20 protein-coding genes are annotated in these 23588 nt (G+C 61.6%); 11 read left to right on the forward strand and 9 right to left on the reverse strand.

Annotated features, from left to right (window positions below; genetic code table 11):
• Nucleotides 1-4 precede the first annotated feature (4 nt).
• Both phnD and phnC read right to left on the reverse strand, forming a co-directional pair.
• A complete protein-coding gene (gene phnD / locus CHC01_RS02065) occupies nt 5-943 on the reverse strand; it encodes a phosphonate ABC transporter substrate-binding protein (RefSeq protein ID WP_089262017.1) in 939 nt (312 codons plus the stop codon).
• 113 nt (nt 944-1056) lie between these two features.
• Nucleotides 1057-1866: a phosphonate ABC transporter ATP-binding protein gene (gene phnC, locus CHC01_RS02070; RefSeq protein WP_089262019.1), complete on the reverse strand. Its 810-nt coding sequence runs from the start codon at nt 1864-1866 to the stop codon at nt 1057-1059.
• Between the two features lie 244 nt (nt 1867-2110).
• Here phnC and CHC01_RS02075 point away from each other — a divergent pair, with 244 nt between their 5' ends.
• From CHC01_RS02075 to CHC01_RS02085, 3 genes are all read left to right on the forward strand, one after another.
• Nucleotides 2111-2761 (forward strand): LbetaH domain-containing protein, encoded by a 651-nt coding sequence (locus CHC01_RS02075; RefSeq protein ID WP_089262021.1) that lies wholly within the window; start codon nt 2111-2113, stop codon nt 2759-2761.
• Nucleotides 2758-3945 (forward strand): alpha-D-ribose 1-methylphosphonate 5-triphosphate diphosphatase, encoded by a 1188-nt coding sequence (locus tag CHC01_RS02080; RefSeq protein ID WP_089262023.1) that lies wholly within the window; start codon nt 2758-2760, stop codon nt 3943-3945. Before CHC01_RS02075 ends, CHC01_RS02080 begins: the two co-directional genes overlap by 4 nt.
• An 80-nt stretch (nt 3946-4025) precedes the next feature.
• Nucleotides 4026-4727 (forward strand): DUF1045 domain-containing protein, encoded by a 702-nt coding sequence (locus CHC01_RS02085; RefSeq protein ID WP_089263606.1) that lies wholly within the window; start codon nt 4026-4028, stop codon nt 4725-4727.
• Nucleotides 4728-4731: 4 nt separating this feature from the next.
• Here CHC01_RS02085 and zigA read toward each other — a convergent pair whose 3' ends face one another.
• The 6 genes from zigA to CHC01_RS02115 form a co-directional block, all read right to left on the reverse strand.
• Nucleotides 4732-5943 carry a zinc metallochaperone GTPase ZigA gene (zigA, locus tag CHC01_RS02090; protein ID WP_089262025.1) on the reverse strand — a complete coding sequence of 404 codons (1212 nt, stop codon included), beginning with the start codon at nt 5941-5943 and terminating at the stop codon, nt 4732-4734.
• A gap of 181 nt (nt 5944-6124) precedes the next feature.
• Entirely contained in the window at nt 6125-7273 is a 1149-nt protein-coding gene (locus CHC01_RS02095; protein WP_089262027.1) for a GGDEF domain-containing protein, read from the reverse strand.
• Nucleotides 7274-7509: 236 nt separating this feature from the next.
• Nucleotides 7510-9087 carry a gamma-glutamyltransferase gene (gene ggt, locus CHC01_RS02100; protein ID WP_089262029.1) on the reverse strand — a complete coding sequence of 526 codons (1578 nt, stop codon included), beginning with the start codon at nt 9085-9087 and terminating at the stop codon, nt 7510-7512.
• A gap of 219 nt (nt 9088-9306) precedes the next feature.
• Nucleotides 9307-10320 carry an NAD(P)H-dependent flavin oxidoreductase gene (locus CHC01_RS02105; protein WP_089263607.1) on the reverse strand — a complete coding sequence of 338 codons (1014 nt, stop codon included), beginning with the start codon at nt 10318-10320 and terminating at the stop codon, nt 9307-9309.
• A gap of 87 nt (nt 10321-10407) precedes the next feature.
• Nucleotides 10408-13560: an efflux RND transporter permease subunit gene (locus CHC01_RS02110; RefSeq protein ID WP_089262031.1), complete on the reverse strand. Its 3153-nt coding sequence runs from the start codon at nt 13558-13560 to the stop codon at nt 10408-10410.
• 4 nt (nt 13561-13564) lie between these two features.
• A complete protein-coding gene (locus tag CHC01_RS02115) occupies nt 13565-14773 on the reverse strand; it encodes an efflux RND transporter periplasmic adaptor subunit (protein ID WP_089263608.1) in 1209 nt (402 codons plus the stop codon).
• A gap of 199 nt (nt 14774-14972) precedes the next feature.
• Here CHC01_RS02115 and CHC01_RS02120 point away from each other — a divergent pair, with 199 nt between their 5' ends.
• Both CHC01_RS02120 and CHC01_RS02125 read left to right on the forward strand, forming a co-directional pair.
• Complete coding sequence (locus tag CHC01_RS02120; RefSeq protein ID WP_089262033.1) at nt 14973-15653, forward strand: TetR/AcrR family transcriptional regulator; 681 nt, start codon at nt 14973-14975, stop codon at nt 15651-15653.
• Nucleotides 15654-15748: 95 nt separating this feature from the next.
• Nucleotides 15749-16171: a hypothetical protein gene (locus tag CHC01_RS02125; protein ID WP_089262035.1), complete on the forward strand. Its 423-nt coding sequence runs from the start codon at nt 15749-15751 to the stop codon at nt 16169-16171.
• Between the two features lie 10 nt (nt 16172-16181).
• Here CHC01_RS02125 and CHC01_RS02130 read toward each other — a convergent pair whose 3' ends face one another.
• Nucleotides 16182-17393, reverse strand: a complete 1212-nt coding sequence (locus CHC01_RS02130; protein WP_089262037.1) for a glycosyltransferase — start codon at nt 17391-17393, stop codon at nt 16182-16184.
• A gap of 264 nt (nt 17394-17657) precedes the next feature.
• On the opposite strand from CHC01_RS02130, the gene CHC01_RS02135 reads away from it, so the two are divergent.
• The 6 genes from CHC01_RS02135 to CHC01_RS02160 all read left to right on the forward strand — a co-directional run bounded on the left by CHC01_RS02135 (nt 17658) and on the right by CHC01_RS02160 (nt 23585).
• On the forward strand, nt 17658-18596 hold the full coding sequence (locus CHC01_RS02135) for a LysR family transcriptional regulator (RefSeq protein WP_089262039.1): 939 nt from the start codon (nt 17658-17660) through the stop codon (nt 18594-18596).
• 103 nt (nt 18597-18699) lie between these two features.
• Nucleotides 18700-19590, forward strand: coding sequence for a shikimate dehydrogenase (locus CHC01_RS02140; RefSeq protein ID WP_089263609.1), 891 nt, complete (start codon nt 18700-18702; stop codon nt 19588-19590).
• Nucleotides 19591-19650: 60 nt separating this feature from the next.
• Nucleotides 19651-20793, forward strand: coding sequence for an ABC transporter substrate-binding protein (locus tag CHC01_RS02145; protein WP_089262041.1), 1143 nt, complete (start codon nt 19651-19653; stop codon nt 20791-20793).
• A 184-nt stretch (nt 20794-20977) separates the two neighbouring features.
• A complete protein-coding gene (locus tag CHC01_RS02150) occupies nt 20978-21853 on the forward strand; it encodes a branched-chain amino acid ABC transporter permease (RefSeq protein WP_068733471.1) in 876 nt (291 codons plus the stop codon).
• Nucleotides 21850-22845 (forward strand): branched-chain amino acid ABC transporter permease, encoded by a 996-nt coding sequence (locus tag CHC01_RS02155; protein ID WP_089262043.1) that lies wholly within the window; start codon nt 21850-21852, stop codon nt 22843-22845. Before CHC01_RS02150 ends, CHC01_RS02155 begins: the two co-directional genes overlap by 4 nt.
• Complete coding sequence (locus tag CHC01_RS02160; RefSeq protein ID WP_089262045.1) at nt 22842-23585, forward strand: ABC transporter ATP-binding protein; 744 nt, start codon at nt 22842-22844, stop codon at nt 23583-23585. The genes CHC01_RS02155 and CHC01_RS02160 overlap by 4 nt, the downstream gene beginning before the upstream one ends.
• Nucleotides 23586-23588: the final 3 nt, after the last annotated feature.

Below are 23588 nucleotides of genomic sequence, written 5' to 3' on the forward strand. Positions count from 1 at the left end.
GCGATCAGGACGCCTTCTTCTTGCGAAGCGCGTCCACGAACTTGATCAGGTCGATGGTCGCGTCCCAATCCTTGGTGGTCGCGGCGTGGAAGCCCTTCTTCTGGCCGTCCGACAGGCGATCAAAAGCCGCCTTGTCCTTGGTCGGTGCATCGACGAAGGCCTTGGCGATGGCGACCTTCAGCTCTTCCGGCAGGTCGGAGCTATAGGCATAGGGGCCGTTGATGATCGGGGCCGACTTGTGAATGATGCGGAAGTCTTCCTTCTTCATCGGCGTGCCGTCGGCATTCTTCAGCATGCCCTTGGTCAGCATCTGCTGCAGCGTCGAGTCGTTGTCGTTGGTCCACTGGTTGGCGGCGACATCCACCGTGCCCTGCGACAGCGCCAGCAGCGCATTTTCGTGGCTGCCGGTGAACACGACCTTGCTGAAATAGGTGTCGGCATCGGAGATGCCCATCTTGTCCAGCTCGAAGCGCGGCACGTTGTTGCCGGAGGTCGAATTCGGATCGACCAGACCGAGGTTCTTGCCCTTCAGATTATCGATGGTCTTGTAAGCGCTGTTCGCCTTGACGAAGAACACCGAGTAATAGCCCGTCGAGCCATCGATGTTGATGTCGTTGGCAAAGGCATCGGTCTTCACGCCGGTGAGGCGGGCGCGCGCGAACGAGGCCGAACCATAGCTGGCCATATGGATGTTGCCGGAGCGCTGGCCTTCGATGACGGCTGCGTAGTCATTGGCGATGCGCAAATTGACCTTCACGCCGAGTTCTTTCGACAGATAGGCGACGAAGGGCGCCCAGCGCTCGGTGACGCCCGAGGCGTTTTCTGCCGGGATGATGGCGAAGGTCAGTTCCGGATACTTGGCCTTGTAATCCTGGGCCGAGGCCGAGGTGGCGGCGAAAGCCAGCGCCGCGGCGCTGAGCAGAATGGAGCGACGGTTGATCATGACAGTCCCTGTTTTGATCTGAGGTGAAACGTTTTTTCTTGGTAGAAGACGCGTCTATCGCGGCGATGGCATCGTTACGATGACGTCACCGCTATAATTTCAACGCACTGCAATCACGCGACGGCAGCAACACCGTATTCGGGAACGCGGACAGGCGTCGGCATATGCGCCGATCCCATCACCTCATCGGCTTCGAGATCGTAGAGTTCACGGGCGATATGCTCGGTGAGCGCGGACGGCGCGCCATCGAACACGACGCGGCCAGCGGACATGCCGATCAGGCGATCGCAATAGGTGCGCGCCAGATCGAGCGAATGCAGGTTGCACATCACGGTGATGCCGAAGTGCTTGTTGATCCGCAGCAGCGCATCCATGACGATGCGGGTGTTGCGCGGATCGAGCGAGGCGATCGGCTCATCCGCGAGAATAATGTCGGGCTGCTGCACCAGTGCACGGGCGATGGCGACACGCTGCTGCTGACCGCCGGAGAGCTGATCGGCGCGTTGCGAAGCATATTGCGCCATGTCGAACTGTTCCAGAGCCGACATCGCCAGCGCACGGTCGTCCTCGGGCCACATCTGGGTCAGCGAGCGCCACTGCGGCATCTCGGCCAGACGGCCCATCAGCACATTGGTCAGCACGTCGAGACGACCGACGAGATTGAACTGCTGGAAGATCATCGCCGAGCGCGCGCGCCACTTGCGCAGATCGCGGCCCTTGAGCGCGGTGACATCCACGCCATCAAATACGATACGGCCTTCGGTCGGCTCGCACAGGCGATTGATCATGCGCAGCATGGTCGACTTGCCGGCACCGGAACGGCCGATCACGCCGACGAATGCGCCCGGCTTGATCTCGAACGACGCATTATCGACGGCAGCCTTGGCGCCGAAACGGCACGTCAGCTTATCCACCACCAGCATGAGGCACTCCAATGACAATAGACATCGCCACCGGTAACGCCCGCGTTTAACAATGATGTGACATGTGCCCTGCGCATACGGGTTATCGTCGTTGCGGGAAAAGGACGCCCGAATTCATGTGAACGTCACGACACCGTCACGAAACCGACCGAAGAGGTGCCCGCGCGCCAGCGCACACTCTAATATATCACCCACCGATTCAATATATCACCCACCGATTCCTCTTCCGTCGCACGAGCGTCACATGGCCGGAAAACAACTCTCGCTCACGCCAGCGGTCGATCCCACCGCGAAACTCGTCGATACCGAGCTCGGCGCCTATACCGAAGTCGGCGCGCGCACGATCCTCAATGAAGTGACGATGGGCGACTATTCATATGTCGTGAATGACGGCCAGATCACCTACACGACGATCGGCAAGTTCTGCTCAATCGCGGCGATGATCCGGATCAATCCCGGCAATCACCCGATGCACCGGGCGACACAGGCGCACTTCACCTATCGCGCCAGTGCCTACTTCCCCGGCGAAAGCGACGACGCCGACTTCTTTGCCTGGCGACGCGAACATCACTGCACCATCGGCCACGATGTGTGGCTCGGCCATGGCGCCATCGTGCTGCCCGGCCGCAATATCGGCACCGGCGCGGTGATCGCCGCCGGGGCCATCGTGACCAAGGACGTCGCCCCCTATACGATCGTCGCCGGCAATCCGGCGCGGCCGGTGCGGCGACGATTTTCGGAAGCCGTGGAAGACGGGCTGATGGACCTCGCCTGGTGGAACTGGGACCACGAGATGCTACGACAGGCGCTACCGGATTTCCGCAAGCTCCCGGTCGAGGATTTCCTGAGCAAGTATAAAGGCGTCAAGGCGCCCAGACAGATGGCAGTGACATGACTGGACTTTTCATCGACGGCGGACGCACTTTGCTCGGCCAGGACATCGCCGAGACTTCGCTGCAGATTGGGGATGGCGTGATTGCGGACATCGGATCGGATGCGCCCCATGGCGTGCTCGGCCTCGATGCCTCCGATCTGCTGGTGCTGCCGGGGATCGTCGATCTGCATGGCGACGCCTTCGAGCGGCAGTTGATGCCGCGCCCCGGCGTCGACTTCCCGGTCGATGTTGCCTTGATTGACAGCGATCGACAGGCCATCGCCAATGGCATCACCACAGTGTTTCATGGCACCACATGGTCCTGGGAGCCGGGCCTGCGCGGCGCGGAGAACGCCCGCAAGCTGCTGGATGCCATCGAGACGCTGCGGCCGAAGCTCGCCTCCGACACCCGCTTCCATCTGCGGCAGGAAACGTTCAATCTCGACGCCGAAGATGAGATCGTCGGCTGGCTGCAGGCCGGCCGCATCGATCTGCTCGCCTTCAACGATCATATGGACATCGCCGGAATCTCGAAGCCGGCGAAGCGCGCGCGGATGGTCGAACGCACCGGCCTCACGAGCGAGGCCTTCGATCAACTGGTCGAACGCGTGCTGTCGCGCACCGATGATGTGCCTGCCTCGATTGCCCGCCTCGCCAAAGCGGCGAACGCTGCCGGCGTGCCGACGCTCTCGCATGATGACGCAACCCCTGCGATGCGCGACGACTTCCGCAAGCTCGGCGTCAATATCGCCGAATTCCCGATCAACGTGGAAACCGCACAAGCCGCCGCCGATGCTGGCGACTTCATCGTGTTCGGCGCGCCCAATGTGGTGCGCGGCGGCAGCCATACCGGCTGGACCAAGGCGTCCGACATGATCGCCAAGGGCCTCTGCTCGGTGCTGGCGTCGGACTATTACTATCCCGCGCAATTGCTGGCCGCGTTCCGGCTGCTCCATGATGGCATTCTGTCGCTGCCGCAGGCCTGGGCGCTGATCTCGTCCGCACCGGCCAAGGCTGCCGGGCTCACCGACCGCGGCGAGATCGCGGGCGGGCGCCGCGCTGATTTGCTGCTCGTCGATGACAGCATCGCAATGCGTCCCCGCATCGTCGCCGTGATCGCACAGGGCAAGCTCGTGCATCTCACCGATGCCACGCGCCTGCAGCCGGCGCGTGCCATGCAACGCAAAGCTATTGCCGCGGCGTAACGCGGCTCCTCTCTTACTTGAGCATGATCGTTCCCGAAAACCGGCATCCACTTTTCGGGATCATGCTCTATGGTGCGGCCATGAGTGAATTCCCGCGCTACGCTATCTATTACGCCCCCGATGCCGACAGTGCCCTCTCCCGCTTCGGCGCTAAAATACTCGGTTATGATCCCTTCACCGGCAATGACGTGCTGGTGCCCGGCGATCTCATCATGCAAGCGCCGGACTGGCCGGCTGTTATCAAGGACCCACGCAAATACGGCTTTCACGCCACGCTGAAGGCACCATTTTCGCTGGCGGCGGAAGCCACCGAAGCCGACCTGATCGCAGCCTTCGATGACTTCGCGCGAATGCCCCGCGCCATCCCGGAAATCTCGCCGGTGGTTCGTATCATCAGCGGCTTCACGGCTGTGGTGCCGGATGCCCCCTCTGCTGAACTTTCCACACTGGCTCAGGCCTGCGTTGAGGGATTCGAGGTGTTCCGCGCACCGATGACGCCCAACGATCGCGCGCGCCGCAAACCGGAGAACCTGACGCCGCGGCAGGTCGAGCAGCTGGATCGTTTCGGCTATCCCTATGTGCGCGACGACTTCCGCTTTCACATGACGCTGACCGGACGGCTTGCACCCGAGCGCAGCGCCGCGGTACTGGCGATGCTGCAGCAGCGGTTCGCGACACTTGATCTCACCTCACTGCGGATCGACCGCATCGGCCTGTTCCACCAGACATCTGCGACGTCGCGCTTCCAGGTGCTGCGTCACGCGCCGCTGACGGCGACTTGACGCGTCACGAGGATGCCATCTCGTCGGCCCGTTTCCAGGCCGGAAACGGATCGGCGAGCTTGGCCCAACCGGCGATATCCATGCCGGGCTTGCCAGGCACGAGACAGGCATCGAGCCGACGACGGATATCGCTTTCATCCATGTCGGAACCGATGAAGACGATCTCCTGTCGCCGGTCGCCATAGATCTCGTTCCAGTTCTTCTTCAGCGACTGCCGCCAATAAGGATCGTCCGGCCAGCGATCGACGGGGACATTGGCCCACCAGAATCCCATGCCCTCGGTGCGCACGATGGCACCGGCCTGGCTGAGCTCCCCGACCCATTGCGGCCGCGTCGCCAGCCAGAAATGCCCCTTGCTGCGGATCACGCCGGCCCAGCTCTCGCGCAGGAAGGCCTGAAACTTCATGGGATCGAACGGCCGTCGCGCGCGATAGACGAAGTTCGTCACGCCATATTCTTCAGTCTCGGGCACGTGGTCGGCAAAACCATAGAGCTCCTTGTGCCAGAGCGGATGCTGCTGCGCCTTTTCAAAATCAAAACGGCCGGTATCGAGCACGCGGTCGAACGGCACATCGGCAAAGTTTGCCTCGATGATATCGGCATCGGGATTGAGCGCACAGATGATCTTGCGCGCGCTGTTGCATTGCTCAAGCGTGGCGTCATTGACCTTGTTGAGCACCACGACATCCGCGAATTCGATCTGCTCCACCAGCAGATCCACCAGCGTCCGCTTGTCACCGTCGAGGGCCTCGCCGCGGTCCTGCAGGAAGTCGGTGGAGGAATAGTCCTTCAGCAGGTTCACCGCATCGACGACGGTCACCATGGTATCGAGCTGCGCCACGTCGGAGAGGCTGTCGCCGTTCTCGTCGCGGAAATCGAAGGTCGCGGCCACCGGCAGCGGCTCTGCAATTCCGGTGGATTCGATCAGCAGGTAATCGAACCGCCGGCTTTCGGCGAGCGCCCGCACTTCCTTGAGCAGATCGTCGCGCAGCGTGCAGCAGATGCAGCCATTGGTCATCTCGACCAGCTTCTCATCCGTCCGCGACAGGTTGGCACCGCCATCGCGAACCAGGGCCGCATCGATGTTCACCTCGCTCATGTCGTTCACAATCACCGCCACCTTCAGGCCGTGACGGTTGTTCAGCACATGGTTCAGCAAAGTTGTCTTTCCAGCCCCGAGGAAGCCGGACAAGACTGTGACGGGGAGTTTTTGCATCGAGATCGAACAGTCTTTTGAGGGTACGGGACATCAGGCTCTTCTTATTTGTAATGTTATAACATTACAATCTTCATGCCTGTCAACCCCGCGCCCACCGATCCCGTTGGTGCGCTGTCAGCTTTTCTGATGTGCCGGAAATTCATCTGGCGCGGGTCAGCCCACGCTCATTGCCTCGACGTTAGCCTGCCCGCGCGATTGTCTCGGCATCCACCGGCTTGGCAAAGGTCACGCGGTTTCGGCCGCTGGCTTTCGAGGCGTAAAGTGCCCTGTCGGCAGCAGGTGTGAGATCGCAGGGATCGTCACCCTCGCGGCCGATGGCTATACCGACACTGGCGCCAACGGTCAGTTCCAGGCCATCGATGATGAACGGCTCCGAGAGCGTCCGAATGATGCGGCGGCCCAGCAACATTGCCTCCTCGCGATTGCCGACGACGGATTGCACCACAACGAATTCGTCACCGCCCATGCGCACCGCGAAGTCGCCGTCGCGCAAAATTCCGCTGAGCCGGCTCGCGACCGCCTGCAGCAGCGCATCGCCTACGGGATGGCCATGCACGTCGTTGACCTCCTTGAACCGATCGAGGTCGACGCTGTGAACGGCAATGAGACAGCCCACCGCCCTGGCGCGCGCGGCGATGATCGCGAGGCGCTCCTGAAAGCCAAGCCGATTGGCCAGGCCCGTCAGCGCATCGTGCCGCGCGAGGGTCGAGAATTCGTGCTTGAGCGAGATCTGCTCGATATTCTGCCGATAGATAAAACGCACGGTCTCGAAGCTGCCGAGCAGGAACGCGATCAGGATCACCGCATAGAAAGCCAGATTGCTATCGACGCGGGCGAGCGCCGCGAATGCCGTCGGCAAGGCGACCAGCATCAAGGCAGGCAATGCGATCCCCGGCCGGACGGAAATCCGACAGACGATGCCGGCCGCATAGCCGAACACCAACGCGGTCGCCAGGAGTTGATGAGCCGGATTCTTCGCCCAGAAAGTCGCTGCGCCAAGCAGGCCGATCAATCCTGCAAAGACGTAGCTGCTCCACGCGTAAAGCCGCTCCCATCGCTCGGCCGCGGCGATGGTGAAGCTGCGTTGACCTTTGCTGCGATGATAGACGCCCTCGGTGGCCACGCGGAAGATCGTGACGATCACTCCGGCTGCACTCAACCCGTAGAACCATGGATTTGCAGAACTAATGGCGACGTGACACGAGACGATGGCCAGTGTGAAGCCGGCGATAGAGAGCGGCACACGCGTCTGGAAGAGCATGTCGATGAGTTCGATCCGGACATGGTCCGGAACGCCTACGAAAATTGATCTCCAGAATTTGACCACGTCGCTTCTCCCCGAAGCACCCGATACCGCCAAAGTCTGAAATTTTCATCGGCGAACTCGCTCAAAATCTAACTGAGTTAACCGGCAGTTACCAATCGCACGCTTGTCCGTCAGGCGCAGAGCCTCTTCCGCTGGATGCAGAGAATTCGAGCTTATCGGGTAGAAGACTGGCGAACTCCGGACCAGTCACGGCGCGACGGGACCTGAAGCTCGCCATCGCGCCTTGTCCTGATCAATCAGAAGCCGAGCGCGAGACCATCCTTGCGGTGGTCCGAGGCGCCGAGCAGCACGCCGCGCTCGTAATCAATCTGGATCGCCTGGCAGCCGCCGATGCCGGTATCCATCATCTGCAGCGTATGGCCGCGGGCGGCCAGATCGTTGCGCACCGCTTCCGGTATGGTCTTTTCAAGCTGCAGCAGATTGTTGGTCGCGAACGAGCGCGGCGCCTCGGCAGCGGCCTGGATGTCCATCTTGCGGTCGATCACATCGGATATGAACTGGGCATGGCCGGTGGCCTGATAATGGCCACCCATCACGCCGAACGGCATGACCGCGCGACCGTTTTTCATCAGCATGCCCGGGATGATCGTGTGCATCGGACGCTTGCGCGGGCCGAGTGAATTCACATGGCCGGGCTTGGCGCGGAAACTCCAGCCGCGGTGATGCAGCAGCACGCCGGACTTCTTTGCATAGATGCCGCTGCCGAACGGGCCGAACAGCGAATTGATCAGGGACACGGCGTTGAGATCGCGGTCAACCACGGTCAGATAGACGGTGTCCTTGTGGATGACCGAGTCCCAATGCTCTTCCGGCGAAGCGTGCTTCATGTCGATCTTGGCGCGGAGGTCACCGATGAACTTGTCCGACAGGAAGCGCTCGACATCGACCTGGCCATAGGCCGGATCGCAAAAATAGGCATCGCGGGTGCGATAGGCTGCCTTGGTCGCCTCGGCGAGCACATGGATGCGGTCGGCATCACTCAGATTGGCCATGTCGTAGCCGGCCAGCACGCGCAGGATCATCAGTGCGGCGAGCCCCTGGCCGTTCGGCGGGCATTCGGCGACATCATAGCCGTGATGATTGGCCGAGATCGGCGTCACATAGTCGGAGCGCTGCTCGTTGAAATCATCGGCCTCGTGCGCGCCGCCAACGGCACGCAGCGTGGTGATAATGTCGTCGGCCACCTGGCCTTGGTAGAAGCCGTTACGGCCCTCGCGCGCGACCCGGCGCAGCGTGGCAGCGAGCGCCGGCTGGACGCGCTTGTCGCCGATCGCGGGGGCATGGCCGCCCGGCAGGTACTGCGCGGTCGCGTCGGGATGCAGTTCCAGCTTGCGGCGCCATTTGGCCCAGTCGGCGGACACGCGCGGCGTGATGAGGAAGCCATTCTCGGCGGCGTCGATGGCGGCGGCAAACACGTCGGCCAGCGGCTTCGAGCCGTGATCCTTGCTCAGCGTGCACCAGGCATCGATGGCGCCGGGCACGGTGACGGTCTCGACACAGGTCTCGGGAATGTCGCGGTCACCGGACGCCGCATATTTCTCGGAATCGATCTTGGCCGGCGTACGGCCGGAGCCGTTCAGCGCGATCGGCGCGCCGCCCTTCGGCGAATAGAGGGCGAAACAATCCCCGCCGATGCCCGTCATCGCAGGATCGGCCACGCATTGCACGGCGACCGCCGCCAGCGCCGCATCGATGGCATTGCCGCCTGATTTCAGCATCTCCACTGCAGCCTGCGTCGCCAGCGGATGCGAGGTTGCGGCCATCCCGTGCTCGGCAACGGCGACGGAACGGGCAACGGCCATGAAATCACGCATGAGAGTCCTCTATCGGTACGAAGCCGCCTGGCGCAGATCGCGCGACGAGGCGGGAGAGATGCGGTCGAGCGCCGAGCAGATCGGCCCCCAGGCGCGCGGGGATGGCGTGTGGTTTAGCGTGTGAATCGGCAGCGTGGTAGCCGTTATGACAACAATGAGACTGGCAGCCGCTACCGCGAATACGATATCGCGCCGCAACCCAGCCGTGCATATGACGAGCTAGTTCCCGAGTGAACGGCGCGGCGCTGAGCGTGCCGTCTCATATTCATCGCGCGTGCGGGCGACCAGCGTCGCTACGGGCTCGATTGCAGCAACACCAGAGACAGAGTGGCCTGCGCTCCAGACGTCGCGCCATCGCTTGACCCCGGACGTCGCCTGCCGGCCATAGAGCGCATCGGCGCGTTCTTTGGTCATGTCGGTCGGCAGATCTTTCGGATCAAGGCCCGCGGCGACAATCGAGGGAACCAGCGTATTGGTTTCCAGGCCGGTGAAAGCCCGTGACAGCAGGACATCGTCGAGCTCGGACGTGACGAGCATCCGCTTGTACTCGTCCACTGCCATGCTCTCCTCGGTGGCAATGAACTTGGTACCCATATAGCTGAGATCGCAGCCGAGCACCTCGGCGGCAAACACCGCCTGCCCGTCCGACACACCGCCGGCCAGCACGACCGGCCCCTCCCAGAACGAGCGAACCGCACGTACGAACGAAAAACCGTTGACCCAGCCGGTCTGCCCGCCGGCACCCGCCGTCAGCAAGACGAGCCCATCGACTCCCGCTGCAATGGCTTTCTTCGCATGCCGGATCGAAGCTACATCGGCAAACACCATACAGCCTGCCTCATGCAGCGGGCCGACGACCGCATCCGGCGGTCCGACGCTGGTGATCACCATCTCGCAGCCATGCCGGATCACCGTCGCCAGATCATCCTGCAAGCTCTCGCGGCGGATGATGAGATTCGGACAAAACGGCGCGTCGTCCGGCCCAAGCGCACCGAGAATGCGTGCTATCCAGCTATCGAGTTCATCGTCGGTTCGGCAATTGGCCGTTGGAAACGAACCGATCACGCCAGCCTTGCACGCGGCAATGACGAGTTCCGGGCCTGACACGCGAAACATCGGCGCTGCGACCAAAGGCACCGACAGCCGCGGCCGAATTGTTTCCGCAAACCGCGCGGCACTCGCTTTGCCGCTGAGGTCGTCGATCCCGTGGCGGTCGCCCGAAGACAGCGGCATCTTTTCCATCCCTCTCATTTTTCGGGAGGATAGCCGGAATTCCCCGGTGACCGCTATAAGCCGGGCGGAATGTCCGGCATGACGCGGCTACTCCGCGGGCGATGCCACTGCGTGCTCCTGTGCGTGGCCCTTCTCGTCCTTCTTGCGGCCCGGAAACAGGCGCTGCACCAACACATAAAGCACCGGCACGAAGAAGATGCCGAGCGCCGTCGCGGTGACCATACCGCCCGCGACGCCGATGCCGATGGCATTCTGGCTGGCCGAACCTGCGCCGGTCGCCATCGCCAGGGGCAGCACGCCGAGAACAAAGGCCAACGAAGTCATCAGGATCGGGCGCAGACGCTGCCGTGCAGCGTGCAACGTCGCCTCGACCAGCGACTTGCCCGCCGCTTGTTGCTCGATAGCAAACTCCACGATCAGAATCGCGTTTTTCGCGGACAGGCCTATCGTCGTGAGTAGACCGACCTGGAAATAGACATCGTTGGCCTGCCCGAACATCGTGGCCGCCGCCAGCGCTCCAAGGATGCCGATCGGCACGGACAGCATCACGGCGAAGGGAATCGACCAGCTCTCATAGAGGGCCGCGAGGCAGAGGAACACGATCAGAACCGAAATCGCATAGAGATAAAGCGTCTGGCTGCCGGTCAGCCGCTCCTGAAACGACAGTCCGGTCCATTCATGCGTATAGCCGGCCGGCAGTTTCTTCACCTGCTCATCGACCGCTGTCATCGCGGTGCCCGAACTGGTGCCGGGTGCCGCCTGTCCCTGGATCTGCACGGCCGCCACGCCATTGTAACGCTCGAGGCGCGGCGAGCCGTAGCTCCATCTCTCGCTCGCGAAAGCTGTGAACGGCACCATCGAGCCCGACCCGTTGCGCACATACCATCTTCCGATATCGGTCGTCCCCATCCGGAACGGCGCGTCGCCCTGCACGTAGACCTGTTTCACGCGGCCGCGGTCGATGAAGTCGTTGACATAAGAGCCGCCCCACGCCGCCGACAGCGTCGTGTTGAGGTCGGTCAGGTTGATGCCAAGCGCCGTGGCTTTCGGCTGATCGATATCGAGATTGAATTGCGGCGTATCATCCTGTCCGTTCGGCCGCGACTGCGCGACACGCTTGTCGCCTGCAAGCTGTCCGAGCAATTGATTGCGGGTCTTTAGCAGCTCCTCGTGGCCGGCACCGCCGGAGTCCTGCAGATAGAAATCGAAGCCACTGGCATTGCCGAAGCCCGGCAGCGACGGCGGCAACACGGTGAAGGCCATCGCATCACGAATCTTCGAGAAGACTGCCATCGCGCGTCCGGCGATGGCCTGTGCCGACTTCGCGTGATCCGCACGTTCCGCAAACGGCTTCAGGCTGATGAATGCGAGACCGACATTCTGGCCCTGCCCGGCGAAGCTGAAACCACGCACGGCGAACACGCCCTGCACGGTGTCCTTCTCATTCTCCATGAATTGATGCTCGACCTGCTTGATCACATCGAGCGTGCGGCCGGCGGTGGCGCCCACCGGCAGCTGGATCAGTGAGATGAGCGTGCCTTGGTCTTCGTCGGGAAGGAACGAGCTCGGCAACCGGACGAATAGCAGCACCATGCCGGCGACAACGGCGACGAAAGCGATCAAGGCAGCGGCGGGCCGCCGTACCACAGCGCCCGTGGTCTTTTCATAGCCACTCGCAGTGCGATCGAAAGTGCGATTGAACCAGCCGAAGAAACCGCGCTTCTGGCCATGACTCTTCTCGGGCTTTTTCAGAATCGTCGCGCACAACGCCGGCGTCAGGATCATCGCCACCAGCACCGATAGCACCATGGCCGACACGATGGTGAGTGCGAATTGCCGATAGATGATGCCGACAGAGCCGCTGAAAAAGGCCATCGGAATGAACACCGCTGACAGCACGACACCGATGCCGACCAGTGCACCGGTGATCTCGTGCATCGACTTCTCGGTCGCCTCGCGCGGCGACAGGTTCTCTTCCTCCATCACGCGTTCGACGTTCTCCACCACGACGATGGCGTCGTCGACAAGCAGGCCGATGGCGAGCACCATCGCGAACATGGTCAGCGTGTTGATGGAATATCCGGCAATCGACAGTACGCCGAAGGTGCCGAGCAGAACCACCGGCACGGCAATCGTCGGGATGATGGTCGCCCGCCAGCTCTGCAGGAATACAAACATCACGATAAAGACCAGCACGATCGCCTCGAACAGCGTGTGCACGACCTTCTCGATCGACAATTTCACGAATGGCGTCGTGTCATAGGGATAGATCACCTTCAGCCCGGGCGGCATATTCACCGTGAGCTGATTGATGCGTGCCTTCACGCCCTCCGACGTCGCCACCGCATTGGCGCCAGTCGCCAGACTGATGCCCATACCCGCCGCCGGCTTGCCATTGTAGCGCGCGACGGCGTCATAACTCTTGGAGCCGAGTTCGACGCGAGCGACATCCTTGATACGGACCGTCTGGCCAGACGTGCTGGTCCGCAGGATGACGTCGTTGAATTGCTCGATGGTTTGCAGGCGGCTCTGCGACGTGATCGTTGCGTTGAGCTGCTGACCATCCACCGCGGGGAGCCCCCCAAGCTGACCGGCCGTCACCTGGGTATTCTGTGCCTGGATCGCCGCGGTGACATCACCCGGCATCAGATTGTATTTGGCGAGCTTGTCAGCATCGAGCCAGATCCGCATCGCATATTCAGCGCCGAACAACTGTACCTGACCGACGCCCGAGACGCGGCTGATCGGTTCATTGATCGAACTCGCCACATAATCCGCGATGTCGCTGGCGGTCATGCTGCCGTCCTCGGAGACGAAGCCGAGAACCATCAGGAAGCTCGACGACGACTTCACCACGCGCAGGCCCTGCTGCTGCACGACCTGCGGCAGAAGCGGCATCGCAAGCTGCAGCTTGTTCTGCACCTGCACCTGCGCGATGTCGGGATTGGCGTCGTTGCTGAAGGTGATCGAGATCTGCACGGTGCCGGTCGAGGTCGAGTAGGACGACATATATTGCAGATAGTCGACGCCGGTCATGTTCTGCTCGATGACCTTGGTCACCGAATTCTCTGCCGTCTGGGCATTGGCGCCCGGATAGGTCGCGGAGATCGTGATCACCGTGGGTGCGATTTGCGGATACTGGGCGATCGGCAGCCCGAGAATGGCCAGCAGGCCACCGAACATGATCAGGATCGCAAGGACCCAGGCGAAGATCGGGCGTTTGATAAAGAAATGCGACATACCGTTATTCCTTACGGGCTACGGGCGCAGCGTCGGGGCCCGCGTCAGCCTGCTTGCCCGGATTCAGAGTCAGGCCGGTGGCGGGATCGACGGTCACCTCGACGGTCCGCGCATTGGCGCCCGGCTTGACCTTCTGCAATCCGTCGATGATCACGCGATCGCCCGAGGCAGCGCCGCGCTCGACCAGCCAGTTGTTGCCGACCGCCTGAGCGACTTCGATAATGCGCTGCTCGACCTTGCCGTCCTTGTCGACGAACATGGCGGTCGCTTGCCCGAGCGGATTACGCGACACCGCACGCTGCGGGATCATGATCGCAGTGGGATCGACACCGGCCACAACGCGCGCACGCACATACATGCCAGGCAATAGCGCCCGGTTTGGATTTGCGAAGATGGCTCGGGTGCTGACCGAACCGGTCGCCTCATTCACGCTGGAATCGGTGAAGCTGTATTTGCCCTTCTGGTCGTAAGTCTTGCTGTTCTCCAGCAACAGCTCGATCTGGACTTGGCCATCCGGCTGCTTCAACCGGCCGCTCTGAAGCTGCGAGCGCAGCCGCTCCATTTCCGAGGTCGATTGATCGAGATCCACATAGATCGGATCGAGTTGCTGGATCGTAGTCAACGCACTGGCCTGGCTCGCGGTGACCAAGGCCCCCGGCGTGATCGACGACTTTCCGATGCGACCTGAGATCGAGGCGGTCACCTTCGTGCGGTCGAGCGCGATCGCTGCGGTATCACGATTGGCCTCGGCAGCCTTCAGATCGGCTTCGCCCTGCTTGAAGGTGGCGACGGCATCGTCGACATCCTGCTGACTGGCGGCATTGGTCTTGAGCAACTGCGTCTTGCGCTCGGCCTTGAGCCGCACGCTCACGAGATTGGCTTGCGCCTTCAGAACCGCAGCCTCCGCGCTTTCGAGCGCAGCCTGATATTGAACCGGGTCGATCTCATAGAGAAGATCGCCTGCTTTCACTTCCGAACCTTCGACAAAGTTTCGCTTCTGCAGGATTCCCGTAACCTGCGGCCGCACTTCCGAGACCTGATAGGCATTGACCCGGCCGGGAAGCACGGTGGAGACCGGCGCCTCCCGCGTCTTCAGAACCAGGACGCCAACTTCAGGCGCCGGCGGAGTCGCAGCTTCCTTCTTCGCTTCGCCACATCCCGCGAGCGCCAGCAGGCCAACCAGGGCGAAAGGGCGCACAAATCCAAAACTCATCATCAGTTCACCAATGCAAAACGGCGTCCGGCATCCACGCAAATCGCGGACGACGTCGCCGTTGGAAATATGTGGAAACTCTTCGGTTTCCGTACAGGAAACTTGGTAGTTTCCTTTCGGGAAGTCAAGCGCTATACTGCGGGGGAAGTCGCTGCTCAAGCGTTTGTGAGACGGCCTCGGTTAACAGGATCGATGCGCAATGGTTGCACCAGCAAGTGCGAGGAAGAATCGCGATGGCACTTTGTCGCAGGCAACGCGTCTGCCGCCGGCGGGTCCTGCCGCATCGAGCACTTCGGCTTCACCATCCGACGAACGCACCGAGCATCTGCTCACGGTGGCCAAAGCCACCTTCACGTTGAAGGGCTTCGCGGCGACCACCATGGATGACATCGCTGGCGCCGCCGGCATGTCGAAGAAAACGCTCTACAAGATGTTCGCCAGCAAGAGCGAGCTGTTCCGCGCGATGCTGCTGCGCAGCCTGCCGCAGGTTCGTTTCAGTCACGTAGAAACCAAGGGCACGCCGATCGACCGGTTAAGGTTATCCCTGAAGCACATCGTCGATGTCGCGCTGGCACCCGACGAAATAGCACTGCATCGGCTGATCATCAGCGAGCGCCTGCTCTCCCCGGATATCGCCGGCATCTTCGCCGAGGTCATCTTCGAACTGGGCGCCAAGGACGTGGTAGAGGCCCTTAAGCGCGTGACGCTCCGGTCCGAGCTGCGCGATCAGCCCATCAAGCAGGTCTCCGAAATGCTGCTCGGAATCGTGTTCGCCAATGATCACTTCAGGCTGATGGCGGATAACAGCTATCGCCTCAACCGGCGCATGCTCAACACGCGGATCGAGTTGGCGATCGCGATGTTCTGCAAGCCTGCCTGATCAGGTATCCGATTTCTTAACCGATTGATCACCATAATCGGCCAAGCTGCGCCATTGCGCGGCATACCGCCGCGCGCGCTTGGACCGGATACGGCATGTTCCAGATGTTCCTGCGGGCTCGTGCCCAGAACTATCTTCGCAGCCTTGTCGGCGAGCGTGAGTTCAGAGCGCGTTCGGCTGAACGCGATGCCGAAACTGATCGCGAGCGGCTGGATTACGTCCTTTCGGCCCTCGATAGCGCACTCAGCAATGCCGAAGCCGAGCAGGCCGGCCTCACCCGCCGCGTCGACGATGTGCTGGCGCGCGCGGCTGTAACCTTCGGCAATGGGGACGATGAGTATCTGACCCGGGAGAAGCTCGACAGCGATCACCTGGACCTGTTCGAGACCGAAATTTCAAACGGCCAGCGCCGGTTGCGCGACCTTGCAGTCAGCATCTCGCACTTCAAGTTCCTGAAGACCGCCATGCTGTCGCGGTTTCCGGATTACAAAGGCCCCGCGTCGCGGGCGTCATCGTAACGGCAGACGCCTATTCGCTTCGGGCGGAATCCTTGGCATCGCTCCAACGCCGCTTGAAGCCCGCCGCATCCGGCGAACTGCCATCGCGATTGCGCCGCCGCTCACCGCTGAATGTCCGCATGTGATCGTTCACGAATGACATCAGTTCGTTGCGGAAACGCTCGGCCGAGAATTTCTCCGCTTGCATCCGGCAGTCGGCACGCGAAAATGAGCTTTCATTCGCCACGAAGGCACGAACGCATTCCGCAATCGCTTTCGGCTCGTTGGAATCGAAAAACATGCCGGTGCGCAATTCAGGAGAGGCCGAAACCGTCTCGCGCGCGCCGCCCCGGCCGAACGCCAGAACCGGCGCACCCTCGGATTCCGCTTCGACAACGATAATCCCGAAGTCCTCCTCGGCGGCAAAGACGAAGGCACGCGCGGTCGCCATCAATTCGCGCAGCTTCTCATCACTGACAAAGCCGACAAACGTCACGTTCGGGCCGGCGATCGCCTTCAGCCGCTCCGCATCCGGCCCGTCGCCTGCGACGATCAGCTTCTGATCCGGCAGTTCGGCAAAGGCCTGGATCACGGCTTCGATCTTCTTGTAGGGCACCAGACGACTTGCCGCGAGGAAGTGGTCCCCGACCGGCAGATCGGGCGGCAGCTTCGACATGGTCACCGGCGGGTAGATGACCTTGGCGTCCCGGCCATAGACCTTCTTGATCCGCTTGGCGACGAAATTGGAATTCGCCAGCATGGCGTCCGGCCCATGGGCCGTGCGCACGTCCCAGATCCGGATGCGGTGCAGCAGTGCTCGCGCCAACGCGCTCTTGATGCCAGCGGTGTAACCGCTTTCATTCAGATAAGCGTGCTGCAGATCCCACGCATAACGCATCGGCGAATGTACATAGGACACGTGAAGCTGGTTCGGGCCGGTGATCACGCCCTTGGCCACTGCATAACTGCTGGAAATAACCAGGTCGTAGCCCGACAGATCGAACTGCTCGATCGCGATCGGCATAAGTGGCAAATATGACCGATGACGTTTGCGGATGAACGGCATCTTCTGCAGGAAGCTGGTACGCGCCTTCTTGAAGCCAATCTTGGCGCGATCTTCCGGCGTCAGCACATCGAACAGCGTGAACACGTCCGCTTCCGGATAGCACTGCAATATCTCGCGCAGCACCTGCTCGGCACCGCCCAGCGTGTAGAGCCAATCGTGGACGACAGCGACGCGCATAGGACCTCAACGGCGGAAACGACGAATGTGGGCTGACCTGAAAATAGACCAATGCGCCCCTTCTACAATCCACTCCTACAACTTGCGTTAATTCGATTGCGAACTGTCGGTAAAAATTGAATCAATTCAGATGTGTTCTGATAATCTCTGGGGAAGATGTTACCCGGTTCGCAGGACGCGGTCGGTACCATGTCCATCCAGGGCAGACGAGCGCGCATTCTGGCGCACCATCCGCGCCATTCAGCATAACGAGAGTTTTTGCGCATGATGACGTTACGCCAGGTTGAAGTGATCCGCGCCGTCATGGTGACGGGCACCATTGGCGGCGCTGCCAAGCTCCTGAATGTGTCCGCGCCCGGCATCAGCCGCCTGGTCAAATACACCGAGAAGTCGCTCGGCATCCGCTTCTTCCAGCGCCAGAACGGACGCTACTTCCCGACCCCTGAAGCGCAGAATATTTTCGAGCAGATCAACGGTGTTTACAAGAAAGTCGACGATCTCACCGAGATCATCTCCAAAATCGGCCATGGAACGCTGTCGGAACTGCGCATCGGATCGGTTCCCAGTATCTCGCAGGTGATGGTGCCTCGCGCCATCGAGCAGGTGCGGCGGCGTTATCCCGGCCTGCGGATCGACATCAACATTCTCAAGCTTGAGGAGGCGATCGACTATCTGCTGCTCGGTCGCGGCGACTGCGTCGCCATGAGCTATCGGCTCGAACATCCCGGGCTCGACTTCATGCCGCTGGCATCCGGCGAATTGTTCTGCATCGTACCAGAGGGACACGAACTCGCAGGTCGCAAGCAGGTGTCGGCCAAGGAGATCATCCAGTATCCCCTCATCGGCATCGATCCAAATGATCCCTACGGTCGGATCATGGCTGAGATCTTCGCCCGCAATAAACTCAAATACGACATCACCATCCGGGCGAGATTTGGCACCACGGTCTGCGCCCTGGTGAAGGCAGGGTTGGGCATCGCGGTCATCGACCAGTTCACGGTGGCCCATGGCGGCTATCCCGGCGTCGAGGTGATCCGCATCGTCGAACCCACCCGGTTCGATACCTATGTCGCCGTGAAACGCGGCGCGCCGCTGTCACTGCATATCGAGCATTTCATCGACTGCCTGCGCACCGAGATGCGCGCAGTCGGCTCTCACAAAACTGCCGCTGCAAAGCCGGGCTCGCGCGTCCGTAAAAAATAACATTATGTTATGTTTGTTATATAACAGGGTAATTGTGTTAGATCGCCGCCGCGCTATCTTCTGTCCCGTTCTGATGATGACTGACAGTATTGGCCATCCGTTCATGACCTCTTCGACGCCCCATACCCCGGCGACGGGCCAACGTTTCCTCACCGGCCTGCTCGGCGCGCCGATCGCGCATTCAGCGTCACCGGCGATGCACGAGCGGGCCGCCGAGGCCATGGGCGCCCGCTGTCACTATCAGCTGATCGAAATCGCCGGTGCCGACCGCGGCGATTTGCGCGCCGTTCTGGACGGCGTCCGTCGCCTCGGTTTTGCCGGCATAAACGTGACCTTCCCCTATAAGGAAGCCGTGGTCGATCTGCTCGACGAGCTCTCACCCGGGGCCAAGGCCATCGGCGCCGTCAACACGGTCGTGGTCCGCGACGGCAGGCTGACTGGCCACAACACCGACACCACGGGCTTTGCACGGGCCGCCAGGCAACTGGTCGCCAATTCCAACCACGGCCCGGTCGCGGTCATCGGCACCGGCGGCGTCGGCAAGGCCATCGCCTTTGCGCTGGCTGATCTCGGCGTTTCGGAGATCCGGATTTTCGATACGGACACGGCCAAGGCCCAGCATCTCGTTTCCCTGCTCCACAACCGGCAAAGCATCCGCGTGGCGGACAGCGTCGATGACGCGGTTCGCGGCGCGGTCGGCATCGTCAACGGCACACCCATCGGCATGTTGCCCAACCGCGGCACGCCAGTGCCCGATGCGCTGCTGCATGCGGAAGCGTGGGTTGCGGATGCCGTGTATTCCCCGCTGTGGACGCCGCTGCTCAACGCGGCCAAGGCCAAAGGCGCGCCGGTCATGACCGGCCGCGATCTGGCGATCTACCAGGCCGCCGATGCCTTTGAGTTGTTTACAGGATTTGCGCCTTCACCGACTGAAATGGGAATTGCTTTCGACGCCGTCATGGTCAAAAGGTACCCGACACCAAACGCAGCCTGAATGAAGCGGCCGCTCATAAGGCCGCACCCACAAACACAACAATAGCAACAGGAGGATTCCATGAAGCCAGTGTTTTTGGCGAGCGCCCTGCTCGCGACTGTATTGACCGGTGCTGCCATCGCGCAGTCCGGAGCCCCTATTAAACTCGCCAATGTCGCCGAATTGTCCGGCGGTGGCGCCACCGTCGGCACCAACTGGAAGAACGGCATCGATCTCGCGATCGAAGAAATCAATTCCAAGGGCGGTGTACTCGGCCGCAAGCTGGAAGTGACCCATGCAGACTCGCAGTCCAACCCCGGTGTCGCCCGCGCCCAGGTTCAGAAGGCACTGGACGCCGAGCCTTATGTGCTGCTCGGGCCCGGCTATTCCGGTTCGGTGAAGGTCACCGCGCCGCTCGCCGCCGAAGCCGGCATCGCACAAATCATGGGCGGCGAAGCCGCTGAACTCACGACAACCGGCAACAAGTTTCTGTTCCGGACGTCGTTTGGCCAGCAGTCGTCCATGCCCAAGGTCGCCAAATACATCAACGACGAATTGAAGGCGAAGTCGGTCGCCATCGTTTGGGTTAACAATGACTTCGGCAAAGGCGGGCGCGATTCCATCAGCAAGGAATTCGCCAAGTACAATATCAAGGTCGCGGCCGATCTCTCCACCGAAGCCGGCCAGGCCGATTTCGCGGCCGATGTCAGCAAGATCAAGTCGGCGGCGCCGGACGCGGTGTTCGTCTATGTCAACGAAGAAGAGAGCGCGCGCATACTCAAGGAGTTGAAACGCCAGGGCATCACTGTGCCGCTGGTCGGCGAAACCACGCTGGTCGGACAGAAGGTCGTCGAACTCGCCGGCGACGCGGCCAATGGCGCGCGCGGCCATGTCGGCCTCACCACCGACGCGCCGGTCGAACTGATCAAGGCGTTCCGCGACAAGTTCGTGAAGAAGTACAACTACGTCCCAGACCATAACGGCCTCAAGGGCTGGCTCGCGATCTACATGATCAAGGCCACCACCGAGAAGATGGGCAAGGTCGATTCCAAGGGCTTCGCCGATGCCCTGCACGGCTTCACCATCACCGCCGCCAAGGAGCCGGGCATCCTGATGGACGCGACCTTCGACGCCAATGGCGATATCGATCGACAGGGTTTCCTGGTCGAGATCGTCGAGGGCAAGCAGGTCGTCAAGCAGGTGCTGCCAAAGCTCGGCAACTGAGGCCTCGCGTACTTAACCTCTCCCCGCTTGCGGGGAGAGGTCGGAGCCGAGCGGAAAGTGAGGCTTCGGGTGAGGGGGAGCGAGTGTTTTACTTGCAAGACCCCCTCACCCCAGCCTTCTCCCCGCAAGCGGGGCGAGGGAGCGCGCGGCCGGTGCTTTAGCTGCCGGCCATTTGGAGAACCACATGTCCAACCTTCTCGATCTCCTCATCGCAGGTCTTGCCACCGGGGCGATCTACGCGATCGTCGCCGTCGGCTTCACGCTGCTGTGGCAGACCTCGCAGACCATCAATTTCGCGCAGGGCGAATTCGTCATGCTACCGGCCTTCCTGATGCTGGCGGTGATGCATGCCGGTGCACCGTTCTGGCTGGCGATCCTGATTGGCATCGCGCTGTCGCTGCTGCTGCTGGGCCTCGGCTTCAAGATGTTGCTGGTCGATCCAATGCTGCGCCATGGCGTGCTGCCGCTGGCGATTGCGACCATGGCCCTGGCCATCGGCATCAAGGAAGCCGCCAAGCAATTCTGGAGTGCCGAAGCCTCTCCCTTTCCATCGATCATCCCGGGCGGTGACATCACGATTTTCGGCCGCGTCGTTGCCCTGCAGAGCATTGGCGTGCTGGTGCTGGCGATTCTCGCCGTGCTCGGCCTGACAACGCTGCTGAACCGCACCTCCATCGGTCACCAGATGCAGGCCGCCGCGCAGAACCCGACCGTTGCGCGCATCATTGGCGTGCCCGTTGAACGCATGATCCTGCTGACCTTCCTGATCAACGCGTTTCTGGTCGCGCTGGCCTCGCTCCTCATCACGCCGATCTATCTCGCCAAATTTTCCAACGGCGAAGTGCTCGGCCAGGCAGCGTTCATCGCCGCCATTGTCGGCGGCTTCAACCAGGTCCGCGGCGCCATCGCCGGCGGCCTGCTGATCGGCGTCGTCGACAATCTGTCAGCCGCCTATGTCTCCACCCAGTATCGCGCCGCCGTGCCATTGGTTCTGCTGATCGCGATCATTCTGTTTCGGCCACAGGGCATGCTCGGCCGGCCCGAGGAGCGCACCGTATGACCGCGGCGAAGACCCTCAAGATCGGCTTCGGCATCGTTGTCATTGCCGCGCTGATCATCGTCCCGATGAACTTCAACCGCTACGGTCTGTTCATCCTGAGCCAGTGGGCGGTGATGACCATCGCCGCCATGGGGCTTAACCTGACGCTGGGCTATGCAGGACAGGTCTCGCTGGCGCAGGGCGCCTTTGTCGGCATCGGCGCTTATACGGCTGCGATCATGACATCGAATGGTCTGCCGCTCATCGGAGCGCTCGGCGTTGCCATCGTGCTGTGCTTCGCCATCGGCTGGATTCTCGGTTACCCCGCGCTCCGCGTACAGCATCACTATCTGGCTTTTGTCACCCTCGCCTTTTCGACGCTCGCTTTTCTCGTGTTTCGGAACGAGGATTGGCTGACCAAAGGCATCTACGGCATCAGCAACATCCCGCGCCCCGAGATCTTCGGCTATCCGACGCGGCGACCACTGCCGTTCTATTATGTCTGTCTCGGTTCGCTCGGCATCGTCTCGCTCGCCGTCTGGTGGCTGATCCGCTCGCCCTGGGGCCGCGCTTTCATTGCGCTGCGCGAAAATCCCGTTCGTGCGCTCTCGCTCGGCATCGACACACGGCGCTATACGCTGATGGCCTTTGCAATTGGTTCCGCACTCGGCGGTGTCGCGGGCACGCTCTATGCGCCGCTGACCCAATATGTCGATCCCGTGCCGTTCCACCTGTCGCTGTCGCTCGATCTCTTGATGATGGTGATCGTCGGCGGCTCCGGTTTCTTCTTTGGGCCGTTCCTCGGCGCGATGATTGCCGTGTTGCTGCCTGAATGGCTGCGCTTCACGCAGGGCTACTATCTGATGCTCTATGCCATCGCGGTGATCCTGCTGCTAATCTACTCACCCACCGGCATTCTCGGCATTCTCGATCGTTACATCTCCGAACGCCGCACCAAGGCAGCCTCCGCATTGCGTGCGGTCGCCAAAGCGAAACTGGAAACGGCGCCATGACCGCGGTTCTCGAAGTCAGCAATATCCGTAAGAGCTTTGGCGGCATCACCGCCGTCAACGGCGTCTCGTTCGATGTGCAGGAAGGGGAAATCCTCGGCCTGATCGGCCCGAACGGCTGCGGCAAGTCCACTTTGTTCAACTGCATCCTCGGCCAGCTCACGCCAAGCGCCGGCGAAGTGAAGGTCGACGGCAAGGTGGTCACCGGCATGCGGCCGTCAGAGCTGAACGGCCTCGGTGTCAGCCGCACGTTTCAATTGCTGCAGGTATTCCCGAAGCTGTCGGTGCGCGAAAACCTGATCCTTGCCGGTCAGGAACACCAGGGTAACATGCTGTCGCGCCTGCTCGGCCCATCCGATGCCGGACTGACAGAGGCGGCCAACCAGATGATCGGCTTCTTCAAGCTCGACCATCTCGCCGATGAGCCCGCGGGCGGCCTCTCTTATGGCCAGCAGAAACTGCTCGATGCCGCGATGGCCTTCATGGGCGGACCGCGCCTCGTGCTGCTCGACGAGCCTGCCGGCGGCGTCAACCTGACCATGCTCGCGGATCTCAAGGATCGCCTCGCGGCGATCAACCGGGAGAAGCGCGCCACTTTCGTTGTCATCGAGCACAACATGGAATTCGTGATGTCGCTCTGCACACGCGTGATGGTGATGGCCGAAGGCAAGGTTCTTGCGGTGGGGCGACCGGACGAAATCCGCGCCAATCCTGCCGTGATCGAAGCCTATCTGGGACATTGAGGA

The organism is Tardiphaga sp. OK246 (genome assembly GCF_900188215.1).
GTDB classification, from domain to species: Bacteria; Pseudomonadota; Alphaproteobacteria; order Rhizobiales; family Xanthobacteraceae; genus Tardiphaga; species Tardiphaga robiniae.

Excerpts from the sequence above, each read along its gene's own strand:
- phnD (WP_089262017.1), bottom strand. The coding sequence starts at position 943 with ATGATCAACCGTCGCTCCATTCTGCTCAGCGCCGCGGCGCTGGCTTTC.
- phnC (WP_089262019.1), bottom strand. The coding sequence starts at position 1,866 with ATGCTGGTGGTGGATAAGCTGACGTGCCGTTTCGGCGCCAAGGCTGCC.
- CHC01_RS02075 (WP_089262021.1), top strand. The coding sequence starts at position 2,111 with ATGGCCGGAAAACAACTCTCGCTCACGCCAGCGGTCGATCCCACCGCG.
- CHC01_RS02080 (WP_089262023.1), top strand. The coding sequence starts at position 2,758 with ATGACTGGACTTTTCATCGACGGCGGACGCACTTTGCTCGGCCAGGAC.
- CHC01_RS02085 (WP_089263606.1), top strand. The coding sequence starts at position 4,026 with ATGAGTGAATTCCCGCGCTACGCTATCTATTACGCCCCCGATGCCGAC.
- zigA (WP_089262025.1), bottom strand. The coding sequence starts at position 5,943 with ATGCAAAAACTCCCCGTCACAGTCTTGTCCGGCTTCCTCGGGGCTGGA.
- ggt (WP_089262029.1), bottom strand. The coding sequence starts at position 9,087 with ATGCGTGATTTCATGGCCGTTGCCCGTTCCGTCGCCGTTGCCGAGCAC.
- CHC01_RS02105 (WP_089263607.1), bottom strand. The coding sequence starts at position 10,320 with ATGCCGCTGTCTTCGGGCGACCGCCACGGGATCGACGACCTCAGCGGC.
- CHC01_RS02110 (WP_089262031.1), bottom strand. The coding sequence starts at position 13,560 with ATGTCGCATTTCTTTATCAAACGCCCGATCTTCGCCTGGGTCCTTGCG.
- CHC01_RS02115 (WP_089263608.1), bottom strand. The coding sequence starts at position 14,773 with ATGAGTTTTGGATTTGTGCGCCCTTTCGCCCTGGTTGGCCTGCTGGCG.
- CHC01_RS02120 (WP_089262033.1), top strand. The coding sequence starts at position 14,973 with ATGGTTGCACCAGCAAGTGCGAGGAAGAATCGCGATGGCACTTTGTCG.
- CHC01_RS02125 (WP_089262035.1), top strand. The coding sequence starts at position 15,749 with ATGTTCCAGATGTTCCTGCGGGCTCGTGCCCAGAACTATCTTCGCAGC.
- CHC01_RS02130 (WP_089262037.1), bottom strand. The coding sequence starts at position 17,393 with ATGCGCGTCGCTGTCGTCCACGATTGGCTCTACACGCTGGGCGGTGCC.
- CHC01_RS02135 (WP_089262039.1), top strand. The coding sequence starts at position 17,658 with ATGATGACGTTACGCCAGGTTGAAGTGATCCGCGCCGTCATGGTGACG.
- CHC01_RS02140 (WP_089263609.1), top strand. The coding sequence starts at position 18,700 with ATGACCTCTTCGACGCCCCATACCCCGGCGACGGGCCAACGTTTCCTC.
- CHC01_RS02145 (WP_089262041.1), top strand. The coding sequence starts at position 19,651 with ATGAAGCCAGTGTTTTTGGCGAGCGCCCTGCTCGCGACTGTATTGACC.
- CHC01_RS02150 (WP_068733471.1), top strand. The coding sequence starts at position 20,978 with ATGTCCAACCTTCTCGATCTCCTCATCGCAGGTCTTGCCACCGGGGCG.
- CHC01_RS02155 (WP_089262043.1), top strand. The coding sequence starts at position 21,850 with ATGACCGCGGCGAAGACCCTCAAGATCGGCTTCGGCATCGTTGTCATT.
- CHC01_RS02160 (WP_089262045.1), top strand. The coding sequence starts at position 22,842 with ATGACCGCGGTTCTCGAAGTCAGCAATATCCGTAAGAGCTTTGGCGGC.